Here is a 21,061-nt window from a genome sequence, read left to right on the forward strand (position 1 = left end):
ATTGGCGCTGTATTCTTTTTGCTGATCTCTAGGAACCTGATTGGTGCGCTAGGAATTCCCCGGTGCAATTGCGCCATTGCCGTGGTTTTTGGGGGTGCCCAAGCTCCGAAAAAATTTTAGTGGCATCTGCTGGTGGCATCTGCGCCAATTTGCCTGAGACCCCATTAATTACAAATTTTCTGTATTTTACTTTTTATTGGTATCTGTGACGTTGTTAAAATGTATATTCCGTCACTGTATTTTTATATTCTGGCGTGCATGTTTTGTGTTGATGGTCTAAATGAATTTAAGGATTGTTCGGATAAAAAAGCGGCCCGGAGGCCGCGTAAGTTTGCGGATATTTGCCGATCAGCCGCAATTTAAATTTGATGCTATCGACCTTTTTCGTGTGTGTGGGTCGCTAAAATTGCCGTCAACTGCTTGGCAGAATGCCTGTTTATAATTTTTGAATTCCGTTCCCATCCAGCGGTCCCACCAGGTGAAATAAAAACCGTAGTTGCCGTGGAATCGCTGGTGGTGCAGGTCGTGGTGGGTGGTTGTGGTCATTATGTCCAGCGGCCCGTCCACCCAACTGCGGGGGTGAAATTCGCAACCTGCATGCAGCATGGCGTTGCGGAAGATCATTACGAAGATAAATATGAGCCAGACCGTCAAATGCAGCGGAATCAGCGCCAGTATCAGCGGCGAAAAGATTCCCATCAGAGAAGCCTCTCCCACCGAGAAACTGTAAGCGGCCCAGGGCGTCGGCGTGCGGGACAGATGATGGACACGGTGAAAATGCTTGAACAGCGCGGGGTGGTGCATGGCGCGGTGTGTCCAATAAAAGTATGTGTCGTGCAACACGATAAGCACTGGCAGACTGATCAGGTTCCACCACAGTGGGTAGTCGCTCCACTGCCGGTATATCCGCAATAGTCCCCAATCGCCCAGGATACTGGTGATAATGCCGATGGTGGCAAAGACGCCCAAGGTGAGCATGGAAAAGTGGATTTCCCGGCGGATGTCTTTCCAGCTTGCGCGACGCCTTTGGATGCGACGGCTGTCCATCCATTGACGGAATACCCAACTGACCAGCAGGCTGACCGCCGTAGCGGCGATGAGGTAACGAAAGAGATCGCGACGGAAGTGTTCTCCCCAGGTTTGGGCCATTTCCCACAGGAATTCCATAGTCTCACCTTTTTTATTGGCTTTATTGGGGCGGCGCTCCTGATGAATTCGTTTTAGGTGCGCTGGAGCGCCCGTGAATTGCTGTCCGCACGAGGGGCGGTGCTTTCCCGGTGATGTGGAGGTGACGGTTTTGGGCGCCCCCTCCAGTCGTGGAAGGAGTGTGGGGCAAAGTGGCGCCGACTGCTTGCGGAAAGCGGAAAACTGCTGACGGATTCTGAAAAATTGCCGGTCAGACTTCCTGCACCGGTAGCTTTTCCCGCCGGTACTCGGTGGGTGTCTGTTTGTGGCGGCGTTTAAATGCGGCGTTGAAGGGGCTGAGGGATCGGTAGCCGATATCCAGAGCGATGGTGAGCACCGGGAGGTGTGCTTGCTCCGGGTCCGCCAGGCGCCGGCTGGCCTCGTCAATACGGAACTGGTTTAGGTACTCGTTGAAGTTCCGGTAACCCAGGTGGCGATTAATCAGTGTTCGCAGTACATGCTCGCGGGCCCCCAGTTGCTCCGCCAGTTCCCGGATAGTCAGTCCTGTGTGGCGATAACCTCCGGCATGCATGTGGGCCTGAAGTTTTTCCAGCAGCTGTTGCTGGGGTTTGTCCAGGGGGGGCGGAGTCTCGGGAGGCGGTGTTTTTTTCTTTTCGCGTTCTTCGCTCGGCGGCAGTGATTCGTCCAGTGCGGTGGGGGACAGCGCCAGCAGCCAAAGGCAGGCTGTCAGAGTGAGCAGGCTGGCGAGCAGCGCGTGTAGTGTGGGAACGCCGGCGGGGACCGGCTGGTAGGAGAACAGAAATTCGGCGCAGACGACAATCAACATATATCCGCCCACAGCGATCAACAGCGCCGCGCGCAGGCGGCGGCGGGCTTCCACCAAGTCGGACTGGAACTGCCGCACCAGAGTGATCAGGCCTGCGGCAAGCAGGCTGAGTTTCAGTGGTTGGGCCAGGATGTAAAGGGCTTCGTGCACTTGAGGCTGCCCGCTGGGACCGAGGTTGGCCGCTCCGCAGACAATCACTGAAAGCGCGATCAGAATCCAGCCGGAGCGTGGAAATTTTCCCGAGTCACTGCACAGGGAAAAGGCGAACAGCCAGAAAGCCGCCGGTACCAGGTCGGTGGGGAGGTCTAGCAGCAGCTTCAGCCAGGCGTTCTCCGGTGCCGCGAGGGGGTGCACTAGGTAGCTGAACACTCCGGTCAGGAGTAGAAACAACCAGCGTCCCGCCAGCTGTCGGCGGTAGCTGATCGCTAGCTTGGCGGCTGCCAATAACAGCAGGCCGCAGGCGGCGCCGGTAAAGAACACGTAACCGGTGCTCATGCTTATCTCCAGCGCGCCGCCCAGGCGTCCAGTACTTTGCGGGAGTAGGTATAGCGACCGTAGCTACCGTTGTAATAGGCCAGTGCGTCGGCGAGATTGCCTTTGGCTTTTTCGATGTAATGTTTGAGGATGGTGCAGCCGTAGCGGAGGTTGGTGTCCATGTCGATCAGGTTGTCGTCCGGACGGCCGATTTCTTTCTTCCAGAAAGGCATCACCTGCATCATGCCCTGAGCGCCGACACGGGATACGGCATAGGGGTCGAAAGCACTTTCAATCTGGATAACGGCGAGAACGATTTCCGGCCGCAGACCGGCGCGGGTGGCTTCGCGGTGCACGGCTTTTAATACGCGCATACGTTCTTGAGGATCTTTGATATAGCGGGCCAGGGGCTGGGATTTGCTCATCAGCCAGACTTCGGCATCGAAGCGGTCGACAAAGCTATCCGCCTGGGTGACCGCTTCCTTTAAGGCGCGCTTTAACTCGGGATCAATTTGCGCAACTTCCCCCTGGGCCTGGACCCCAGTGAAAAGCAGGCAGAGCAATAGTGTGGCGAGGCTTTTTCTTATCATGACTGGGAATTTTACGGAAAGGCGCGGGGGAAGGGCAGAGGAAATTGCGGTTCGCCCGGATATCTCCGGGGCGAGCCGCGGATGCCGGGCTGCGCCGGCATCCAAGTCACATAAAAACCGTTAACCAGCGATCATTTTTAGCAGGACTTCCTCCAGTTGTGATACGGCGAACTCCTGGCTCTCGGCGTCCCGGCGGCCTTTGTATTCCACCACGCCTTTTTCCAGCCCCCGGTCACCCACCACAATGCGGTGCGGAATTCCCATCAGTTCCACATCGGCGAGCATAGCGCCGAGACGTGCTTTGGGTTCGTCCATATAAAGGACGTCGATACCTTTGGCGCTGAGGGACTGGTACAGGTGTTCGCACTTTTCCCGCACTGTGTCGCTTTTGTGCAGATTGATCGGCACGATTGCCAGCTGGAAGGGGGCGATGGCATCCGGCCAGATAATACCGGCATCGTCGTGGTTCTGTTCTATGGCGGCAGCGACGATGCGGGACACGCCGATGCCGTAGCTGCCCATGGCCATCACTTGCTCTTTGCCGTTTTCGTCCAGCACTGTGGCGTTCATTGCGCGGCTGTATTTGTCGCCGAGCTGGAAGATATGCCCCACCTCGATGCCACGCCTGATTTCCAGGGTGCCGCGGCCGTCCGGGCTGGGGTCGCCGGCCTCCACGTTGCGCAGATCTTCCACGCGCTCCAGTGCCACATCGCGGCCCCAGTTGACCCCGGTGTAGTGATAGTCGTCTTTATTAGCGCCGCAGATAAAGTCCGCCAGGTGGGCGGCGGCGCGGTCGACGATGGTTTCAATTTGCAGGCCGACGGGGCCGAGAGAGCCGACGCCGCAGCCGAGTTCCTGTGCGATGCGCTCTTCCGGCGCGAACTGCAATGGGCTGGCGATGCCGGGCAGCTTCTCGGCCTTGATTTCGTTCAGTGTGTGGTCGCCGCGCAGCACCAGCGCCACCAGCGGCGGTGTCTCACCCTCTTCGCACTCGCCAAGGACAATCAGCGTCTTCACCGACTGCGCGGGGTCCGCTTGCAGGAATTCACTTACCGCGGCGATGGTTTTCTGATTCGGGGTGTGCACTTCCTCCAATTCCCGGCTCGGTGCCGGCCGCTCGCCCGCTGGCGCCAGCGCCTCTGCCAGCTCTACGTTGGCGGCGTATCGGGATTCGGTGGAGAAGGCGATATCGTCCTCGCCGCTATCCGCCAGCACGTGGAATTCGTGGGAATAAGAACCGCCGATGGAGCCGGTATCCGCCAGCACCGCGCGGTAGTCGAGACCGATGCGGTCAAAGATACGGCAGTAGGCGGCGTGCATTGCGTCGTAGGTCTCTTGCAGGGAGTCCATATCAATATGGAAGGAGTAAGCATCCTTCATGGTGAACTCCCGCGCGCGCATCACGCCGAAACGCGGGCGGATCTCATCGCGGAACTTGGTCTGAATCTGATAGAAGTTGGCCGGCAGTTGCTTGTAGCTGCTGATTTCGTTGCGGATCAGGTCGGTGATGACTTCTTCGTGGGTCGGCCCCAGGCAGAAACCGTTGTCGTGGCGGTCGCGTATGCGCAGCAGTTCGGGGCCGTACTCTTGCCAGCGGCCCGATTCTTCCCACAGTTCCGCCGGCTGCACCATCGGCATCAGCACCTCCAGGGCCCCGGCACGGTTCATTTCTTCACGTACGATGCGCTCTACTTTACGCAGAACCCTAAGCCCGGTCGGCAGCCAGGTGTAGAGGCCCGAAGCCAGGCGGCGGATCATGCCGGCCCGCAGCATGAGCTGGTGGCTGATTACTACGGCGTCATTGGGGGTTTCTTTCTGGGTGGCAATCAGATAGCGGGATGCGCGCATAGGGATACAGTTCTGGTTGTGTTGCTTTGGAGGGCGACATTTTACGCTAAATGCCCGGCGCTGGGGACCAAAGATAGGTCCGTGGTGTTTGCGGAGGACGCTTTGCGCCAAGCAACAAAAAACCCCGCCGCAGCGGGGTTTCTCAAGGTGGCGCGAATCAGGACTCGGCCATTTCCTTGAGCTTTTTCAGCGGGCGGACTTTCACTTGAATGCTGGCGGGTTTGGCCTTGAATACGGTTTCCTCGCCGGTGAAAGGGTTGATGCCCTTGCGCGCCTTGCGGGCGGGCTTCTTCACAGTGGTGATTTTCAGCAGGCCGGGCAGGGCGAACTCGCCGACCGCACGCTTTTTGATGTGGGCGTGAATCACGTCGGCCAGCTCGTCCAGAACGGACTGAACCTGTTTGCGGGTGAGTTCGGTGTTCTCTGCAATCTGGTTCAGGATCTGGGTTTTGGTGTACTTCTCCTTTACGGCGGTGATTTTCTTGACCGCGGCCTTCTTGGCGGGTGCCTTGCTGGCTGTGGCTTTCTTGGCGGGGGCTTTCTTAGCTGCTGTGGCTTTCTTGCGTGCTGCCATTAGTAGCTTCCTTCTATTCGTTTTTTCCGATGAAAATGTGTTCTTACGCCCGGCGCGCCCATCTGAAAGGGGGGCGCGACGGGTGCTGAGGGGAAGTATATATAGTTTTTGTTCCCGCGCAGTGGAAAAGCAGGAAAAAAATAGTGTTTTTTTTACCGATCTGCGGTTGAGATCCCATGTCTGCGCCGACTTTGGGGGTGCGCCTTGCCGATTGAGGCCGCAGCTTCTTCCCGCTATGGGCCTCATGTATAATCTGCGCCCCTTAAACCATCCGGTACTGAGCAATGCCTATTTACGAATACCAGTGCAATGCCTGCGGCCACGAGATGGAAGCGCTGCAGCGCATGAGTGATGCCCCGCTGACCGATTGCGCCGCCTGTGGCAAGGCGGAGCTGCGCAAGAAGATCTCCGCTGCCGGTTTCCGCCTCAAGGGGGGCGGTTGGTACGAGACGGACTTCAAAACCGGCAGCAAGAAGAATCTGGCTGGCGACGCGGCCAATGGGGCCAAATCCAGTGGCGAAAAGGCCGGTGGAGACAAGTCCAAGACCGGTTGAGTCCTCCGGGTCGCCGTGTGGCGGCCCTCAAATTCATTTAACGACTACGGGAATAGACATCCATGCGCACTGACTACTGTGGCGCCCTGCGTTCCGCGGATATAGACCGCGTAGTAACCCTCTGCGGCTGGGTCGACCGCCGCCGTGATCACGGCGGAGTAATTTTTATCGACCTGCGTGATCGCGATGGCATAGTGCAGGTGGTGTTCGATCCGGATGCCGGCGAACACTTTGAACAGGCGGACCGGGTGCGCGGCGAGTATGTGCTGAAAGTGACCGGCCGTGTGCGCGCCCGCTCGGAAGCAACGGTAAACCCGAATATGGACACCGGCGAGGTGGAGGTTTACGGCACTGAGCTGGAAATATTGAACAGCGCGGAAACCGTTCCTTTCCAGCTGGATGAACACACCGCGGTGGGCGAGGATGTGCGCCTCAAGTACCGCTATCTGGATCTGCGCCGCAGCGAGATGCAGCGCAATCTGCGCTTTCGCTCCAAGCTGACTACCGCCATCCGCAACTATCTGGATGCGCAGGGCTTCCTGGATATCGAAACCCCGATTCTCACTCGCGCCACTCCCGAGGGCGCCCGCGATTATCTGGTGCCCAGCCGCACCCACGAGGGCAAGTTTTTCGCCCTGCCGCAATCACCGCAACTGTTTAAGCAGTTGCTGATGGTTTCCGGTTTCGACCGCTACTACCAGATTGCCAAGTGTTTCCGCGACGAAGACCTGCGCGCTGACCGCCAGCCGGAATTCACCCAGATTGATATAGAGGCCTCTTTCATCGATGAAGAGACCATCATGTCCATTACCGAGGGCATGGTGCGCAAGCTGTTCCAAGAACTGTTGGGCGTGGAGCTGGGGGAATTCCCGCGCATGAGCCACTACCAGGCCATGCTGCGCTACGGCTCCGACAAGCCCGACCTGCGCATTCCGCTGGAGATGGTCGAGATTAAGGACCTGATGACAGAAGTCGAGTTCAAGGTCTTCTCCGGTCCCGCCAACGATCCCAAAGGCCGCGTCGCCGCCCTCAAAGTGCCCGGTGGCAACGACAAGCTCACCCGCAAGCAGATTGATGATTACGGCAAGTTCGTCGGCATTTACGGTGCCAAAGGGCTGGCTTATATCAAGGTCAACGACAAGTCGGACCTGGAGAACGGTTTGCAGTCGCCGATCGTTAAGTTCCTGCCCCTTGATGTGCGTGCGGCGATTCTCGACCGGGTCGAAGCGGAGAGCGGCGATTTAATTTTCTTCGGTGCGGATACTGCCAAGGTTGTTTCTGAATCCCTGGGCGCGCTGCGCTGCAAACTGGGCGCCGATCTGAATCTCTACACCTGCGACTGGGCCCCTCTGTGGGTGGTGGCATTCCCCATGTTCGAGGAAGAGGACGATGGTGGTCTGACGGCCTTGCACCACCCCTTTACCGCGCCCTCCTGCACTCCAGAGGAGCTGGAGGCAAACCCGCTGGGCGCCCTGTCCAGGGCCTACGACATGGTCCTCAACGGCACCGAGCTGGGAGGCGGTTCCGTGCGCATCCACGACCAGGCGATGCAGCAGGCGGTGTTCCGCATTCTCGGTATCGACGAGCGCGAGCAGCGCGAGAAGTTTGGCTTCCTGCTCGACGCCCTCAAGTTCGGTGCGCCGCCCCACGGTGGATTGGCTTTCGGGCTCGATCGCCTGGTGATGCTGATGACCGGCAGCGATTCTATCCGCGACGTCATCGCCTTCCCCAAAACCCAGACAGCAGCTTGTGTGATGACAGATGCACCGGGTGCCGTGGAGGCCAAGCAGCTGCGCGAACTGAATATCCGTCTGCGCCGGAAGGAAGAGCAGGTCGGCTGATCTTTTGTAGGATGGGCAAAGCGCAGGCAGAAAGCGGTACAGCGGTTTTCTGCTTTCCCGTTACCCGATGCGGGATCGTGCCCATCAAGTTTAACCGATGGGCATGTCGCTGCGCTCCTCAGCCCATCCTGCAAACTGATTAAAGAGAGACGAGCAATGGCCGGACATAGTAAATGGGCCAATATCAAACACCGCAAAGCGGCCCAGGACGCAAAGCGCGGTAAAGTTTTCACCAAGATTATTCGCGAACTGACCGTGGCCGCCAAGGCTGGCCCAAACCCGGATGACAACCCGGCTCTGCGCGCCGCTGTCGACAAGGCGCTGGGCGCGAATATGAAAAAAGATACCATCGAAAAGGCCATCGCCCGCGGTGCCGGCAACGCCGAAGGAGACAACTACGAGGCGGTGACTTACGAGGGCTACGGTGCCGGAGGTGTCGCCATCCTGGTGGAGTGCCTGACCGACAATCGCAACCGCACTGTTGCCGAAGTGCGTCACGCCTTCTCCAAGCGCGGTGGCAACCTGGGCACCGATGGCTCGGTGGCCTACCTCTTCTCCCGCAAGGGGCAGCTTTACTATGAGGCTGGGGTGGATGAGGAGGCACTGATGGAGGCCGCTCTGGAGGCGGGTGCCGAAGATATCGAGACCAACGACGACGGCAGCATTGAGGTCACCACCGAATTCCAGGACTATATGTCGGTGAAGGATGCGCTGACCGAAGCCGGCTTCAAGCCTGACAATGCCGAGGTTGCGATGATCCCCTCCACAACGGTGCCGCTGGACAAGGATGGTGCCGAGAAGGTTATGGCACTGGTGGATATGTTGGAAGACCTGGACGACGTGCAGAACGTCTATACCAATGCCGACATTCCCTCCGAGGTGATGGAAGCGTTGGCCTGATCCGCGTATCAGATTACTGCGCTGCAGGCGGGCCTTGTGCCCGCCCTTTCCTTGACGCCTTCCCCCCACCTTGGGACACTCCCGCCACCATAGAAATAGATAGACAAAACCAAGGGAGTTGCCCTTGACCCGAATCCTGGGCATAGATCCCGGCTCGCGCAAAACCGGTTACGGCTTGATCGACATACAGCGAGGTAAGGCTGTCTACGTCGCCAGCGGCGTGATCCGGATACCGGACGGCGCGCTGCCGGAACGCCTCAAACTGATCTTCGATGCCGTCAGTCAGATCGCCGGGCAATACCGGCCCGAACAGATGGCGATTGAAAACGTGTTTATGTCCAAGAGTGCCGGTTCGGCCCTGAAGCTGGGGCAGGCGCGGGGCGCGGCTATTGTTGCCGCCGCCAATGCGGGTCTGCCGGTGGCCGAGTACGAGGCGCGCAAAGTGAAGCAGGCGGTGGTGGGCACCGGGGCGGCGGACAAGCTTCAGGTGCAACATATGGTGAAAACCCTGTTGTCACTGCCGGCCGCGCCGCAAGAAGACGCCGCCGATGCGCTGGCCGTGGCGCTTTGCCATATGCATACCATGCAGACCTTGGTTCAGACCGCTGGCGGCGCCCGCACCAGCTTCCGCCGCGGTAGATTAACGATTCGATAGACAGACGCGGGGCGGATGGCAGTGCCCTTGCCTCGGAGTGAGAAGCGAATGATAGGAAGACTGAGCGGCACTCTGGCCGCAGTGCAACCGCCACTGCTACTGGTGGATGTACAGGGGGTGGGCTATGAAGTGCTCGCGCCTATGACCACTGTTTTCGAACTGCCCCCACAGGGACAACAGGTCCAGTTGCACACCCATCTGGCGGTCTCGGAAACTGCTCAAACTCTGTATGGCTTTCTCCGCGAAGCGGACCGCCAGTTGTTTCGGACGCTGATCAAAGTCAACGGTGTGGGGCCGAAGATGGCCCTGGCGATCTTGTCTGGCCTCGATGCCGCCGCTCTTTCCCGCTGTGTGGCGGAGGACAATGTGGCCGCCTTGGTCAAAGTGCCCGGCGTGGGTAAAAAGACTGCCGAGCGCTTGATTGTCGAACTGCGAGACAAGCTGGCGCCGCACCCAGGGGAGGTCAACGATATACCGCTGATGGCCGCGGCCGCGCCGAAAGTCGATCACCTTGCCGAGGCGGAGAGCGCCCTCGCCGCGCTCGGCTACAAACCAACCGAAGCCTCCAAGATGGTGGCCCGCGCAAGCAAGGCGCAGCCGGATGCAGACAGCGCCACCCTCATTCGCCTGGCGCTGAAAAGTATCGCGCCGGCGTAATGGAAATCCGTGGCAATCATGCGCAAAGGTGACAGCGAAATGCCAAGTGAAGCAGTGTGCCGGGGGAAGAATTGCAGGCGGTCGCGTTTGCATTGCCGCCCGTGGCCGGGGAGGTTGCCGTGATTCACGCCGACCGCCTCATTACTCCCGAACCTCTAGGGCCTGCCGGCCAGGAAGAGCAGTACGACCGCGCTGTGCGCCCCAAGACGCTGGCGGACTATGTCGGCCAGCCGGTGGTACGGGAGCAGATGGAAATCTTCATTCAGGCCGCCAAATTACGCGGTGAAGCCCTGGACCACACCCTGGTGTTCGGCCCGCCGGGCCTTGGAAAGACGACGCTCGCCAACATCATTGCCGCCGAGATGGGGGTGGCCATCAAGACCACTTCCGGCCCGGTGCTGGAGAAGGCGGGGGATCTGGCTGCGCTGATGACCAACCTGGAACCCGGCGACGTACTTTTTATCGACGAGATACACCGCCTCAGTCCCCATGTGGAAGAGGTGCTCTATCCGGCGATGGAGGACTATCAGCTGGATATTATGATCGGCGAGGGGCCGGCCGCGCGTTCAATTAAGTTGGACCTGCCGCCCTTCACTCTGGTGGGAGCAACCACCCGCGCGGGGCTGCTCACCTCGCCGCTGCGGGATCGTTTCGGTATCGTACAGCGGCTGGAGTTCTACAGCGTCGAAGACCTGACCAGCATTGTGCAGCGCTCCGCTGGACTAATGGGCGTGGAAATTAATAAGGGCGGCGCACTCGAAGTCGCGCGCCGCGCCCGCGGCACGCCGCGTATTGCCAACCGCTTGCTGCGCCGGGTGCGGGACTACGCCGAGGTGAAGGGTGACGGCAGTGTCGATGCCGCCATTGCCGACGCCGCTCTGAATATGCTCAACGTGGACGCGCGGGGGTTCGATCAGCTCGACCGGCGCATGCTGCTGGCCATGATCGAGAAGTTCGACGGGGGGCCAGTGGGGATCGACAGCCTGGCCGCGGCAGTCAGTGAAGAGCGGGATACCATTGAGGACGTGCTCGAGCCCTATTTGATTCAGCAGGGCTATATTGCCCGCACACCACGCGGACGGGTGGTAACCGGGCTTGCCTATGAGCATTTTGGAATTCCCAAGCCGGCCAGCAAATAAAGAGTGGCTCTTCGGTGCAATCAGTATTTTGTAAGGAATAGGGGTGAAAGAAGCTTTTAGTATCCCCATCCGCGTTTATATCGAAGACACGGATGCGGGTGGAATCGTTTACTACGTCAATTATCTGAAGTATATGGAGCGCGCGCGCACAGAACTGGTCCGCTCCCTCGGCTATGATAAGCCGGCCATGCCTGAGCGGGGGCTGTTACTGGTGGTGCACTCTGCGGAAATACAGTACCGGCGCTCGGCGCGCCTGGACGACACGTTGCGGGCCACGGCAGCGATTGGCAAACTGGGGCGCGCCGCGGTGACCTTCGAACAGAAGATCTGGCGCGACGATGAAATTATTTGCGAGGGTGTGGTCAAAGTCGCTTGCGTATCGGATGACACCCGCAAGCCCTGTGCGCTTCCCGAACCCATTTATTCAGCATTAAAGGCAGCTATTTAAAAGATGAACGCCGGTGAACAACTTTCCCTCTGGGGGCTGATACAGAATGCCAGCCTGCTGGTGCAACTGGTGATGTTGCTTCTGTTGCTGGCCTCGGTGGTTTCCTGGGTAATGATTATCCAGCGCGGGCTCTACCTCTCCCGCGCGAAAAAAGCACTGACTACTTTCGAGCGCCGATTCTGGTCCGGCGCGGACCTAAATCAGCTCTTCCGCGAGGGCAATGCCCGCGCTGAACGCGGCAGGACCGACGGCGTAGAATCCCTGTTCCGTGCCGGCTTCACCGAGTTCACCCGGTTGCGGCAGCAGGGGCGAAGCAGCCCCGAAGCGGTGATGGAGGGCACCGAGCGGGCCATGCGGGTTGCCATGTCGCGGGAACAGGAGAAAGTGGAGATGAACCTGCCGTTTTTGGCGACTGTCGGCTCGGTGAGTCCCTATATCGGCCTCTTCGGTACCGTTTGGGGCATTATGAATTCCTTCCGCGGCCTGGCCACCATGCACCAGGCCACTATTGCCACGGTCGCGCCCGGGATTTCCGAGGCCCTGGTGGCCACAGCCATGGGCCTGTTCGCGGCCATCCCCGCGGTAATGGCGTATAACCGCTACTCGGCCAAGGCAGAATGGTTGCTGTCCAGTTACGAGACCTTTGCCGAGGAGTTCTCCTCGATCCTGCACCGCAAAGTGCACGCAAGCTGAGCGGATAGGCGAACCCATGAGTGTTTTTCGCAAGGGCGGCAAGCGCAAACTGGTCTCCGAGATCAATGTCGTGCCCTACATAGACGTGATGCTGGTACTGCTGATCGTCTTCATGGTCACCGCACCCCTGCTGATGCAGGGCGTCAAAGTGGATTTGCCGGACGCCCCCTCGGCGCCCATTGAGGACACCGACGAGGAACCTTTGATCGTATCTGTGCGCGCCGACGGCACCTACTATTTAAATCTGGGGGAAGATGAAAAGGCCCCCAAGCCGCTGGCGGAGATCAAGGAAACTGTGGCTAAGGTTTTGCGTCAAAAACCCGACACGCCAGTACTTGTGTGGGGGGATACGGACGCGAAATACGGTTTGATCGTCAGCGCCATGACCCACTTGCAGCAGGCCGGCGCCCCCAGCGTGGGCCTGGTGACCGAGCCGCCGCAGGAATAGGACTGCATGAATAACGCCAGCTCCTATTTTCTACCGGTTGTTATCAGCTTGCTCTTCCACGGGCTGCTGATTGCGGTGCTCAGCTTCGGCTGGGAAGCCAGGGAACCCGAGCGCAAGCCGATGCCGCAATTTGTGCAGGCCAAGCTGATCAGCGCGGAGGCGTTGACACCGAAAAAGGCCGCGCCGCCCAAGGTGGATCTGCGCGAGCAGCGCCGCCAGCGGGAACTGGAACGCCAGCGCAAAGCAGAAGCGGAGAAGAAGCGCCGCGCAGCTCTGGAGCGCAAGAAAAAGGAAGAGGCCGAGCGCAAGAAGAAGGCCGAGGAGGCCCAGCGCGAAAAAGAGCGCAAGGAACGGGAGCGCAAGGAAAAAGAGCGCCGTGAACAGTTGGAGCGCGAGCGCCAGAGCGCTTTTGAAGAGGCGCTCGAGGAAGAGGAAGAGCTGCTCGAAGCGCGCGAGGACACCCAGGCAGTGATGTCCGTGGCCCAGGCGATCCAGCAGCGCATCGAATCGGTGCTCAGCTGGCCCCCCAGCGCGCGCAATGGGATGGTGACGGAAGTGAAAATTAACTTTGTGCCCACTGGTCGTGTGGTCGCCGCTAATATCGTCAAGAGCAGTGGCAACGCCGCTCTGGACCGCGCGGTGCTCACCGCGGTGCGCAAAGTGGAAGTATTCCCCGAGGTCGCTGAGGTGGCCCGGGAGGAACCGGCGCTATTCGAGCGCCAGATACGCACAACACAATTGATATTCAGAGTCGAAGGCTTGCGCCAATGATGAGAAGACTGACCTTGATGTTGACCTGTGCCGTTACCAGCTGGCTGTTCGCTGCCGTTGCTCAGGCGCAGCTGGTGGTGGAAATTACCCGCGGAAGCCAGGACCCGACCCCGATCGCGGTGTCACCTTTTAACTGGTCCGGCAGCGGTGTCTTGCCTGAGGATGTATCCGGCATTATTTCCGCGGACCTGCGCCGCAGCGGCCTCTTCGCACCGGTGCCCCAGGAGGACATGCTGTCCTTTCCCAAGACACCGGAAGAGGTGATTTTCCGCGATTGGCGCATATTGGGTACGGAATATGTGGTAACCGGCCGCATAGAGCCCCAGGCGCAGGGCTACCTGCTCACCTTTGATTTGGTGAATATCTTCGGCCAGAACAAGATGTTCACCAAGCAGGTCAGTGGCGGCAGCCAGCAGCTGAGGGATATCGCCCACCGCGCGGCGGATGAAATCTTCGAGGCGATTACCGGTATCCGCGGCGCCTTCTCCACGGAAATGATCTATGTGCTGGAGCAGACCCGCGGCGGACGGCCCAGCTACGCACTGATGCGGGCGGATATCGACGGCGCGCGGGCGCGTGAGATCCGACGCTTCAACGCACCGGTGATGTCGCCCATGTGGTCGCCGAATGGCCAAGAGGTAGCCTATGTCTCTTTTGAAACCGGGCGCCCGGCTATCTTCCGGGAAAACCTGCGCACTGGCGCGCGTCAGCAATTGACCAACTTCAAAGGACTCAACAGTTCTCCCAGTTGGTCTCCGGATGGAACCAAAATGGCCATGGTCCTCTCCAAGGACGGCAATCCGGAGATTTATGTCCTGGATTTGATTAGCGGCAAGTTCACCCGTATGACCCGGCACTTCGCCATTGATACCGAGCCGAATTGGATGCCAGACGGCAAATCGCTGGTGTTCACTTCGGATAGGGGAGGTAAGCCACAAATTTACCAATTGACTCTTGCCACTGGTCAAGTAGACCGCTTAACCTTCGACGGTGACTATAACGCTCGGCCGCGTGTGTCTCCCGACGGGAAAACGCTGGTAATGGTACATCGCAGCAGGGGGGTGTTCACGATTGCGACGATGGATATCAATACCGGCAGAATGCGTGTCCTCACAGAGACGACCCTGGATGAATCCCCCAGCGTAGCGCCCAACGGTGCGATGCTGATGTACGCCACCAAGCGGGGGAGTAAAGGTATTCTGGCGGCGGTATCATTGGATGCCGGCGTGAAGTACAGCCTGCCGTCCCAGCGGGGTGACGTGCGGGAGCCGGCGTGGTCGCCTTACTTTGATTGATCTTTGCTTTGTTGAAGAAACTGCCCACCAAACCAGTTTTGGCGGGCGTGTAGTGCGATAAGCAAGCGTCTTACTGGATCTTTTGATAACACTAAAAGCGGAGTAGCTTATGTTGAAATCAGTAAAAACCGGCCTGGGTCTGGCCTTTGTTCTGGCGGTAATGAGCGGTTGTTCCAGCACCGATACCGAAACCAGCGGACAGCAGCAGGAGGTGGTTGACCAGACTCCGGAGCCGGTGGTTGAAGCTCCTGTTACCGAAACAGTGGCACCGCTGGACAATGTAGTCTACTTTGACTTCGATCAGTCCCTGTTGAAACCCGAGACCCGTGATTTGCTGATTCAGCACGCCGAGCGTCTGCGCGGAACCAGCACTCAGGTGCGCCTCGAGGGTCACGCTGATGAGTTGGGTACTCGCGAATACAACCTGGCTCTGGGTGAGCGCCGCGCCAACGCCGTGCGCGATTTCCTGGTTCTGCAGGGTGTAGATGCCGCTAACCTGGAAGTGATCAGCTACGGTGAAGAGCGCCCGGCTGTACCCGGCTCCAGTGAAAGTGCCCGTGCGATGAACCGTCGTGTAGAGATCAACTAATCGCCAATGGATGCCAATGGCCTTAACGATTAGAAGTATTGCGATTGCCGCAGCCATGCTGGCTGCGGCATCGCCCGTATTTTCCCAGGCGCCGATTGTCGACCTGTCCAGTGACAGTGACCGGCAATCGGCGCCTGCGTATCCGGACTCATCCTCGTCTGATGTGGCCACTTACCCCGCGCCGATCTCCGGTAATACGCAGTTGGTGCGTGCGCCGGTGTCCCCCCAGCGTCAGGCGCAGGCTGGGAGCCAGGCTGATGCCTACTACCAGATGCAGGTATTGCAGCAGGAAGTCCAGACGCTGCGCGGAGCGGTGGAAGAACTGCGCCATGAAGTCAAGCGCCTGAAACAACAGCGCACCAATGACTATATGGATTTGGACCGGCGTATTGCCCGTCTTGCGGGCACTCAGCCTGCCGAGCAGCCGCCGGAGGATCAGGGCGCCGAAAACAGCCCCGGAGGTACCGGCACGGCCGCTCCCGCACCGGCGGTGGCGGCCAGTGGGGACGAGCACGACCGCTACCAAGCGAGCTTTGGTCTGGCCCGCAGCGGCGACTACGACGGGGCCAGTGCCGAGTTCAAGCGTCTGCTGAAGGACTACCCGAACGGCAAGTATGCGCCCAATGCCAACTATTGGCTGGGCGAGATAGCGCTGGTGCAGGGCAACCTGGAAGAGGCGCGCCAGTGGTTTGTCGCACTACTTGATGGCTACCCGAATTCCACCAAGGTGTGGGATGGGCGCTACAAATTGGGTACCGTCTACCATCAGATGGGGGAACAGGAAAAGGCCCGCGAACTCTTAGAGCAGGTGGCTGCGAGCGATGCCCGGGCCTCGGGCCTGGCAAAGCGCTACCTGGAAGAGAACTTCTGACGAGTAGCTGGTCCTCCGCTGGTTTTTTGAGCACGAAAGCTCTATGATCCCGCGCCCGGGCGGCATAAGCCGCCCGGGCGTTTTTTTTATCTGTGGTGAATATGCCCGATCTCTCTACAGAATCACTGCGCATCAGTGAAATTTTCTACTCCCTTCAAGGGGAGGCACGGGAGTCCGGCCTGCCCTCGGTATTCGTTCGCCTGACCGGCTGCCCCCTGCGCTGTACCTACTGTGACTCCGAGTACGCGTTTTACGGCGGTGAACGTATGACTTTGGAGCAAATCTTGCAAAAGGTGGACAGTTACCCGGCGCGTTACGTCTGTGTCACCGGTGGCGAACCGCTGGCGCAACCTAACTGCCTACCTTTGCTGAGCGCTCTCTGTGATGCCGGCTACCGGGTATCCCTGGAAACGAGCGGCGCCATGCCGGTGGAGCAGGTGGATAAGCGGGTATCCCGCGTCGTGGACCTCAAGACGCCGGCTTCCGGAGAGCAGCAGCGCAACCGTATGGAAAACATTCAAGCTCTGGGCAGGGGCGATCAGATTAAGTTCGTAATCTGCGACCGGAAAGATTACGAGTGGGCCAGGTTCACACTGGACCAGTACCGTCTGCACGAGCGGGTGGGGGAAGTGCTTTTTTCCCCCAGCTATGAACAGCTGCAGCCCCGCCAATTGGCCGAGTGGATTCTCGAAGATGGCCTGCCGGTGCGTATGCAGCTGCAGCTGCACAAATTGCTTTGGGGGGATATCCCCGGCGTATAGTTCCGATATACAGCGATCAGATTCAGCGAGGAAGGTTATGACCGCAAAAAAAGCCGTAGTCCTGCTTTCTGGCGGCCTGGATTCCGCCACGGTGTTGGCTATGGCCCGTGCCGAAGGTTACGAATGCTATGCCCTGGGGTTCGATTACGGCCAGCGCCACAGCGCTGAATTGGTGGCGGCACAGCGGGTGGCGGCGGATCTGGGAGCCCGCGAACACAAGGTGGTCAAGCTCGACTTGCGCGCTATCGGCGGCTCGGCGCTGACGGATGACAATATTGCCGTGCCGGAAGAGGAAACCAGCGGTATTCCGGTGACCTACGTCCCCGCGCGCAATACCGTTTTTCTGTCCATTGCCCTGGGGTGGGCGGAGGTGTTGGAAGCGCGGGATATATTCGTTGGCGTCAATGCGGTGGACTACTCCGGCTATCCGGATTGCCGTCCAGAATATATCGATTCCTTTGAGAAAATGGCCAATCTGGCCACCCGCGCTGGGGTAGAGGGGCACAAGCTCCGTATCCGCGCGCCGCTGATGCATATGAGTAAGGCAGATATTGTGCGCCGCGGTACTGAACTCGGTGTGGACTACAGTCTGACGGTGTCCTGCTATCAGGCGCGGCCCGACGGCGGGGCCTGCGGCCGCTGTGACAGCTGCCGCTTGCGCGCGGCTGGATTCGCAGAGGCGGGGCTGGCCGATCCCACGGTTTACGCCGGCTGAGCCCCGTTGTGCCGGAGCTGTGCACACTGCGGTTTATCCTCCGCTGAGTGGCCAATTGGGAAAATATTTCCGGGGCTCGCGCGATTCGGACCCTAACCCCTTAAATTCTCTGGATTTTTTGCTGCCAGGTATTGTGTTTTGGAAATAGATCCGTAAGATACGCAGCTCCTTTAGCGAGGTAGCCAAGGGTCGTTAGCTCAGTTGGTAGAGCAGTTGGCTTTTAACCAATTGGTCGCTGGTTCGAGTCCAGCACGACCCACCATTTTCCCAAGGCCTGTCACTGACAGCCTTTTTTCAGCTTCGATCTCCGATTGGAAATCGAGCCTGTAGTCTCAACGGGTCGTTAGCTCAGTTGGTAGAGCAGTTGGCTTTTAACCAATTGGTCGCTGGTTCGAGTCCAGCACGACCCACCATCTTTCTTCCCCGTTACTAGTTCTCGCATAGACGATATCGTTTTCGATGGGTTCGCTGAGATCCTCTCTCCCAAGTGGTGCAAAAGTCAGGCCTCAAACCGCTATAATGGCGCTTTTCGTCAGTGGTTAGTGAGTAATGAGCCAGAAATCCACCCCCGCAGAGTCCGTCCATGCCGATCCCCGGGCCCTTGTGCAGGCGCACTTGGCGGAGCCGGCTGTGCGCAATCACAGTGAGGACGAATTAGTACTGTGGCGCGAGCGCATTAAGCGTCTGCTCAAGGAGCAGAATGCAGTACTGGTGGCTCACTACTACACAGACCCGCTGATTCAGGCCTTGGCGGAGGAGACCGGTGGTTGTGTTTCCGATTCCCTGGAAATGGCGCGTTTCGGCGCCCAGCACCCGGCGGACACCCTGATTGTCGCCGGGGTGAAGTTTATGGGGGAAACCGCCAAGATTCTGACTCCCAACAAACGGGTGCTGATGCCGACTTTGGAGGCCACCTGCTCCCTGGATCTGGGCTGTCCCCCCGAAGCGTTCGCGGCTTTCTGCGACGCGCACCCGGATCGCACTGTCGTGGTCTACGCAAATACCTCCGCCGCGGTCAAGGCGCGCGCCGATTGGGTGGTGACATCCAGTATTGCGCTGGATGTGGTGGACTACCTGGATTCCCGCGGCGAGAAGATTATCTGGGCACCCGACAAACACCTGGGCAGCTATGTGCAGCGGGAGACGGGGGCGGATGTGCTGCTGTGGGATGGTTCCTGCATTGTGCACGAGGAGTTTAAGGCCAAAGGGGTACTCGACCTGAAAGCGCTCTACCCGGATGCTGCAGTGTTGGTACACCCGGAATCGCCCGCGTCTGTGGTGGAGCTGGCGGATGTGGTGGGCTCGACCTCTCAGATTATCAATGCCGCCAAAACCCGGCCGGAGAAGCGCTTTGTGGTTGCCACGGATCAAGGCATTTTCTACAAAATGCAGCAGCAGTGCCCGGACAAGGAGCTCATCATCGCACCCACCGCCGGTGCCGGCGCTACCTGTCGCAGCTGTGCTAACTGTCCGTGGATGGCGATGAATTCACTGGAGAACCTGTGCGGGGTGTTGGAGCGCGGCGATAACGAGATATTCGTGGACCCGGAACTGGGCCGGCGCGCGATGATTCCGCTACAGCGCATGTTGGATTTTCGCAAGCCGTAAGGCGGACACGCAGAGGATCGTAAAAGAGCGGCCACTGGCCGCTCTTTTGGTTTATCCGGTGGGACTCAGAGCTCCTTTGCCTTCTCCTGCATTTTGATTACATCCTTTATCCGCTGTTCCAGAATTGCGTGGGTCTGGTAGTCATTCTTGGCCAGGCGGATACCGTGGCGCAGGTGCTGCAGTGCCTTGTCGAAGACGCCGTTCAGAATATAGTACTCCGCTCTCGCTTCGTGCACCCCGACAATGTCTCCCGCCAGACCGTGGGTCTCGGCGAGTAGGTACCAGACCGCCGGATCTTTTCTTCGCACCCGACTGTGCTTGGCTAGGATACGCTCCGCGGCCAAGTAGTTGCCGGCTTTGAACTGGGCGTTGGCGAGTCCCATGATCAGGGCGTGATCGCCGGGGTTTTTATTCAGTGCCCGCTGCAGACGGCTGGTGGCGCTGGCGTAGTCCTGACGGGCCAGGTCGATATCGGCGCGCGCGAGAACGAAAGCATCCTTGTCCGGCTCTTTGTCCAGCAGGGGTTGCAGTGTGTCCAGCGCTGAATCGGGCTTGCCGGCGGCGATCTGCGCAAGAGCCAGGCCGTAGCGGGCTGCGTCCTCGTTGTCGTTGATACCGTTGAGTTCTGCCTGAAAGCGCTTTACGGCCTGTTGCGGTGTAGCTTCAGCGGCTACACGGATGCGGGCTCGCATCAGGTGGTAGTCGCGGCCGTTGCGGGGGGTGACATCCGGCATGCGGCTGGCGCGCAATTTTGCGTCGGCGATACGCTTTTCGGTCACCGGGTGCGTGAGCAAAAACTCCGGCGGGCGCTGATAGTAGCGGGTGGCCTTCAGCATTTGCTCGAACATTTCGCCGGCGGCCTCTGGGTCCATGCCCGCCTTGGCCAGCGTTTCAATTCCAATTCTGTCTGCCTCCTGCTCATTTTTGCGCGAGAAACGCAGCTGGTTGTCCAGCGCCGCCGCCTGGGTGGCGGTCATGGCCGCGATGCCGGCGTCGCCACCGGCGGTGGCAGCCAGCACCAGAGCCCCGAGCATTCCGGCCAGGGTGGGAATCGTGCTGTTGCGCTGTGCTTCGAGAGAACGGGCGTAGTGGCGTTGACTCAAGTGCGCCAATTCGTGGGCGAGTACAGACGCGAACTGGTCTTCGTTTTCGGCAAACAGGAACAGCCCCGTGTGTACGCCAACGACACCACCAGGCACGGCAAAGGCGTTCATGGTGTCATTCAAGACCACCACCACATCCAGGGATTTATCTTCCAGGGGGGCGTATTCGGCCAGATTTTTGAGGGTTCTTTCTACATACTGCTGCAGCAGAGCATCGTTAGAGGTGCGCACCTGGCTGCGGAACATGCGCAGCCACATCTGCCCGAGTTCTTTCTCCCGCGCCCGGGACACCAGGGCACTGCTGCTGTCCCCTAGTTCGGGAAGGCGGATCTCGTCGTCCGTCGCCGCGGCGAGCGGAGTTCCCCCGAGCAGTAACCCCATTCCCAGCGCCGCCAAGCCATTGCTGAAGCGCTGCCGAAGTGGGCGGCGATTAACGGTATGGATGTCGATCATTGCTGCTTACTGCTCAGTTTGCTTTGAAGAATAATAGCGGAACACTATACGCAACCCTGTCGAACTGTCGAGGTTTTGACCAGGCCCCCAGATAAAGGTTCT

22 protein-coding genes and 2 tRNA genes are annotated in these 21,061 nt (G+C 59.2%); 18 read left to right on the forward strand and 6 right to left on the reverse strand.

What is annotated here, in order from left to right:
* Positions 1–348: 348 nt before the first annotated feature.
* The 5 genes from A3224_RS03325 to A3224_RS03345 all read right to left on the reverse strand — a co-directional run bounded on the left by A3224_RS03325 (position 349) and on the right by A3224_RS03345 (position 5,458).
* The gene (locus tag A3224_RS03325; RefSeq protein WP_067151460.1) at positions 349–1,167 is read right to left on the reverse strand and encodes a sterol desaturase family protein; all 819 of its coding nucleotides are present in this window, start codon (positions 1,165–1,167) and stop codon (positions 349–351) included.
* A 229-nt stretch (positions 1,168–1,396) separates the two neighbouring features.
* On the reverse strand, positions 1,397–2,467 hold the full coding sequence (locus A3224_RS03330) for a helix-turn-helix transcriptional regulator (RefSeq protein ID WP_067151463.1): 1,071 nt from the start codon (positions 2,465–2,467) through the stop codon (positions 1,397–1,399).
* A gap of 2 nt (positions 2,468–2,469) precedes the next feature.
* Positions 2,470–3,036 carry a lytic transglycosylase domain-containing protein gene (locus tag A3224_RS03335; protein WP_067151466.1) on the reverse strand — a complete coding sequence of 189 codons (567 nt, stop codon included), beginning with the start codon at positions 3,034–3,036 and terminating at the stop codon, positions 2,470–2,472.
* A gap of 120 nt (positions 3,037–3,156) precedes the next feature.
* Positions 3,157–4,884 carry a proline--tRNA ligase gene (locus A3224_RS03340; protein WP_067151470.1) on the reverse strand — a complete coding sequence of 576 codons (1,728 nt, stop codon included), beginning with the start codon at positions 4,882–4,884 and terminating at the stop codon, positions 3,157–3,159.
* A gap of 157 nt (positions 4,885–5,041) precedes the next feature.
* Entirely contained in the window at positions 5,042–5,458 is a 417-nt protein-coding gene (locus A3224_RS03345; protein WP_067151473.1) for an HU family DNA-binding protein, read from the reverse strand.
* Positions 5,459–5,742: 284 nt separating this feature from the next.
* Between A3224_RS03345 and A3224_RS03350 the strand changes: the two genes are divergently transcribed.
* From A3224_RS03350 to nadA, 18 genes are all read left to right on the forward strand, one after another.
* A complete protein-coding gene (locus A3224_RS03350) occupies positions 5,743–6,012 on the forward strand; it encodes an FmdB family zinc ribbon protein (RefSeq protein ID WP_067151476.1) in 270 nt (89 codons plus the stop codon).
* A gap of 62 nt (positions 6,013–6,074) precedes the next feature.
* The gene (gene aspS, locus A3224_RS03355; protein ID WP_067151480.1) at positions 6,075–7,853 is read left to right on the forward strand and encodes an aspartate--tRNA ligase; all 1,779 of its coding nucleotides are present in this window, start codon (positions 6,075–6,077) and stop codon (positions 7,851–7,853) included.
* Between the two features lie 156 nt (positions 7,854–8,009).
* Complete coding sequence (locus A3224_RS03360) at positions 8,010–8,753, forward strand: YebC/PmpR family DNA-binding transcriptional regulator (RefSeq protein WP_067151483.1); 744 nt, start codon at positions 8,010–8,012, stop codon at positions 8,751–8,753.
* 124 nt (positions 8,754–8,877) lie between these two features.
* Positions 8,878–9,408 carry a crossover junction endodeoxyribonuclease RuvC gene (gene ruvC, locus A3224_RS03365; RefSeq protein ID WP_175487797.1) on the forward strand — a complete coding sequence of 177 codons (531 nt, stop codon included), beginning with the start codon at positions 8,878–8,880 and terminating at the stop codon, positions 9,406–9,408.
* 48 nt (positions 9,409–9,456) lie between these two features.
* Positions 9,457–10,065: a Holliday junction branch migration protein RuvA gene (gene ruvA / locus A3224_RS03370; protein WP_067151489.1), complete on the forward strand. Its 609-nt coding sequence runs from the start codon at positions 9,457–9,459 to the stop codon at positions 10,063–10,065.
* 119 nt (positions 10,066–10,184) lie between these two features.
* Positions 10,185–11,204: a Holliday junction branch migration DNA helicase RuvB gene (ruvB, locus tag A3224_RS03375; protein ID WP_067157372.1), complete on the forward strand. Its 1,020-nt coding sequence runs from the start codon at positions 10,185–10,187 to the stop codon at positions 11,202–11,204.
* 43 nt (positions 11,205–11,247) lie between these two features.
* Positions 11,248–11,652: a tol-pal system-associated acyl-CoA thioesterase gene (gene ybgC, locus A3224_RS03380; RefSeq protein WP_067151492.1), complete on the forward strand. Its 405-nt coding sequence runs from the start codon at positions 11,248–11,250 to the stop codon at positions 11,650–11,652.
* 3 nt (positions 11,653–11,655) lie between these two features.
* A complete protein-coding gene (tolQ, locus tag A3224_RS03385; protein WP_067151494.1) occupies positions 11,656–12,345 on the forward strand; it encodes a protein TolQ in 690 nt (229 codons plus the stop codon).
* Positions 12,346–12,361: 16 nt separating this feature from the next.
* Entirely contained in the window at positions 12,362–12,793 is a 432-nt protein-coding gene (tolR, locus tag A3224_RS03390) for a protein TolR (RefSeq protein WP_067151496.1), read from the forward strand.
* 6 nt (positions 12,794–12,799) lie between these two features.
* The gene (gene tolA, locus A3224_RS03395; RefSeq protein WP_067151498.1) at positions 12,800–13,564 is read left to right on the forward strand and encodes a cell envelope integrity protein TolA; all 765 of its coding nucleotides are present in this window, start codon (positions 12,800–12,802) and stop codon (positions 13,562–13,564) included.
* Positions 13,564–14,859 carry a Tol-Pal system beta propeller repeat protein TolB gene (gene tolB / locus A3224_RS03400; protein WP_407939290.1) on the forward strand — a complete coding sequence of 432 codons (1,296 nt, stop codon included), beginning with the start codon at positions 13,564–13,566 and terminating at the stop codon, positions 14,857–14,859. Before tolA ends, tolB begins: the two co-directional genes overlap by 1 nt.
* Positions 14,860–14,968: 109 nt before the next feature.
* Positions 14,969–15,448: an OmpA family protein gene (locus A3224_RS03405; RefSeq protein WP_067151507.1), complete on the forward strand. Its 480-nt coding sequence runs from the start codon at positions 14,969–14,971 to the stop codon at positions 15,446–15,448.
* 16 nt (positions 15,449–15,464) lie between these two features.
* A complete protein-coding gene (gene ybgF / locus A3224_RS03410) occupies positions 15,465–16,319 on the forward strand; it encodes a tol-pal system protein YbgF (RefSeq protein WP_067151510.1) in 855 nt (284 codons plus the stop codon).
* Between the two features lie 101 nt (positions 16,320–16,420).
* Positions 16,421–17,080: a 7-carboxy-7-deazaguanine synthase QueE gene (gene queE / locus A3224_RS03415; RefSeq protein ID WP_067157375.1), complete on the forward strand. Its 660-nt coding sequence runs from the start codon at positions 16,421–16,423 to the stop codon at positions 17,078–17,080.
* Positions 17,081–17,117: 37 nt separating this feature from the next.
* Entirely contained in the window at positions 17,118–17,795 is a 678-nt protein-coding gene (queC, locus tag A3224_RS03420; protein WP_067151513.1) for a 7-cyano-7-deazaguanine synthase QueC, read from the forward strand.
* Between the two features lie 186 nt (positions 17,796–17,981).
* Positions 17,982–18,057 (forward strand) — tRNA-Lys (locus tag A3224_RS03425).
* A gap of 75 nt (positions 18,058–18,132) precedes the next feature.
* Positions 18,133–18,208 (forward strand) — tRNA-Lys (locus tag A3224_RS03430).
* Between the two features lie 136 nt (positions 18,209–18,344).
* Positions 18,345–19,403 (forward strand): quinolinate synthase NadA, encoded by a 1,059-nt coding sequence (nadA, locus tag A3224_RS03435; RefSeq protein WP_067151515.1) that lies wholly within the window; start codon positions 18,345–18,347, stop codon positions 19,401–19,403.
* A gap of 65 nt (positions 19,404–19,468) precedes the next feature.
* Here nadA and A3224_RS03440 read toward each other — a convergent pair whose 3' ends face one another.
* Complete coding sequence (locus A3224_RS03440) at positions 19,469–20,959, reverse strand: M48 family metalloprotease (protein ID WP_067151518.1); 1,491 nt, start codon at positions 20,957–20,959, stop codon at positions 19,469–19,471.
* Positions 20,960–21,061 lie beyond the last annotated feature (102 nt).

This window comes from Microbulbifer thermotolerans (assembly GCF_001617625.1).
In the GTDB taxonomy this organism is placed as follows: Bacteria; Pseudomonadota; Gammaproteobacteria; order Pseudomonadales; family Cellvibrionaceae; genus Microbulbifer; species Microbulbifer thermotolerans.

What these genes read in the sequence shown, in the direction of transcription:
- A3224_RS03325 (WP_067151460.1), bottom strand. Translation starts at nt 1,167, where the DNA reads ATGGAATTCCTGTGGGAAATGGCCCAAACCTGGGGAGAACACTTCCGT.
- A3224_RS03330 (WP_067151463.1), bottom strand. Translation starts at nt 2,467, where the DNA reads ATGAGCACCGGTTACGTGTTCTTTACCGGCGCCGCCTGCGGCCTGCTG.
- A3224_RS03335 (WP_067151466.1), bottom strand. Translation starts at nt 3,036, where the DNA reads ATGATAAGAAAAAGCCTCGCCACACTATTGCTCTGCCTGCTTTTCACT.
- A3224_RS03340 (WP_067151470.1), bottom strand. Translation starts at nt 4,884, where the DNA reads ATGCGCGCATCCCGCTATCTGATTGCCACCCAGAAAGAAACCCCCAAT.
- A3224_RS03345 (WP_067151473.1), bottom strand. Translation starts at nt 5,458, where the DNA reads ATGGCAGCACGCAAGAAAGCCACAGCAGCTAAGAAAGCCCCCGCCAAG.
- A3224_RS03350 (WP_067151476.1), top strand. Translation starts at nt 5,743, where the DNA reads ATGCCTATTTACGAATACCAGTGCAATGCCTGCGGCCACGAGATGGAA.
- aspS (WP_067151480.1), top strand. Translation starts at nt 6,075, where the DNA reads ATGCGCACTGACTACTGTGGCGCCCTGCGTTCCGCGGATATAGACCGC.
- A3224_RS03360 (WP_067151483.1), top strand. Translation starts at nt 8,010, where the DNA reads ATGGCCGGACATAGTAAATGGGCCAATATCAAACACCGCAAAGCGGCC.
- ruvA (WP_067151489.1), top strand. Translation starts at nt 9,457, where the DNA reads ATGATAGGAAGACTGAGCGGCACTCTGGCCGCAGTGCAACCGCCACTG.
- tolQ (WP_067151494.1), top strand. Translation starts at nt 11,656, where the DNA reads ATGAACGCCGGTGAACAACTTTCCCTCTGGGGGCTGATACAGAATGCC.
- tolR (WP_067151496.1), top strand. Translation starts at nt 12,362, where the DNA reads ATGAGTGTTTTTCGCAAGGGCGGCAAGCGCAAACTGGTCTCCGAGATC.
- tolA (WP_067151498.1), top strand. Translation starts at nt 12,800, where the DNA reads ATGAATAACGCCAGCTCCTATTTTCTACCGGTTGTTATCAGCTTGCTC.
- tolB (WP_407939290.1), top strand. Translation starts at nt 13,564, where the DNA reads ATGAGAAGACTGACCTTGATGTTGACCTGTGCCGTTACCAGCTGGCTG.
- A3224_RS03405 (WP_067151507.1), top strand. Translation starts at nt 14,969, where the DNA reads ATGTTGAAATCAGTAAAAACCGGCCTGGGTCTGGCCTTTGTTCTGGCG.
- ybgF (WP_067151510.1), top strand. Translation starts at nt 15,465, where the DNA reads ATGGCCTTAACGATTAGAAGTATTGCGATTGCCGCAGCCATGCTGGCT.
- queE (WP_067157375.1), top strand. Translation starts at nt 16,421, where the DNA reads ATGCCCGATCTCTCTACAGAATCACTGCGCATCAGTGAAATTTTCTAC.
- queC (WP_067151513.1), top strand. Translation starts at nt 17,118, where the DNA reads ATGACCGCAAAAAAAGCCGTAGTCCTGCTTTCTGGCGGCCTGGATTCC.
- nadA (WP_067151515.1), top strand. Translation starts at nt 18,345, where the DNA reads ATGAGCCAGAAATCCACCCCCGCAGAGTCCGTCCATGCCGATCCCCGG.
- A3224_RS03440 (WP_067151518.1), bottom strand. Translation starts at nt 20,959, where the DNA reads ATGATCGACATCCATACCGTTAATCGCCGCCCACTTCGGCAGCGCTTC.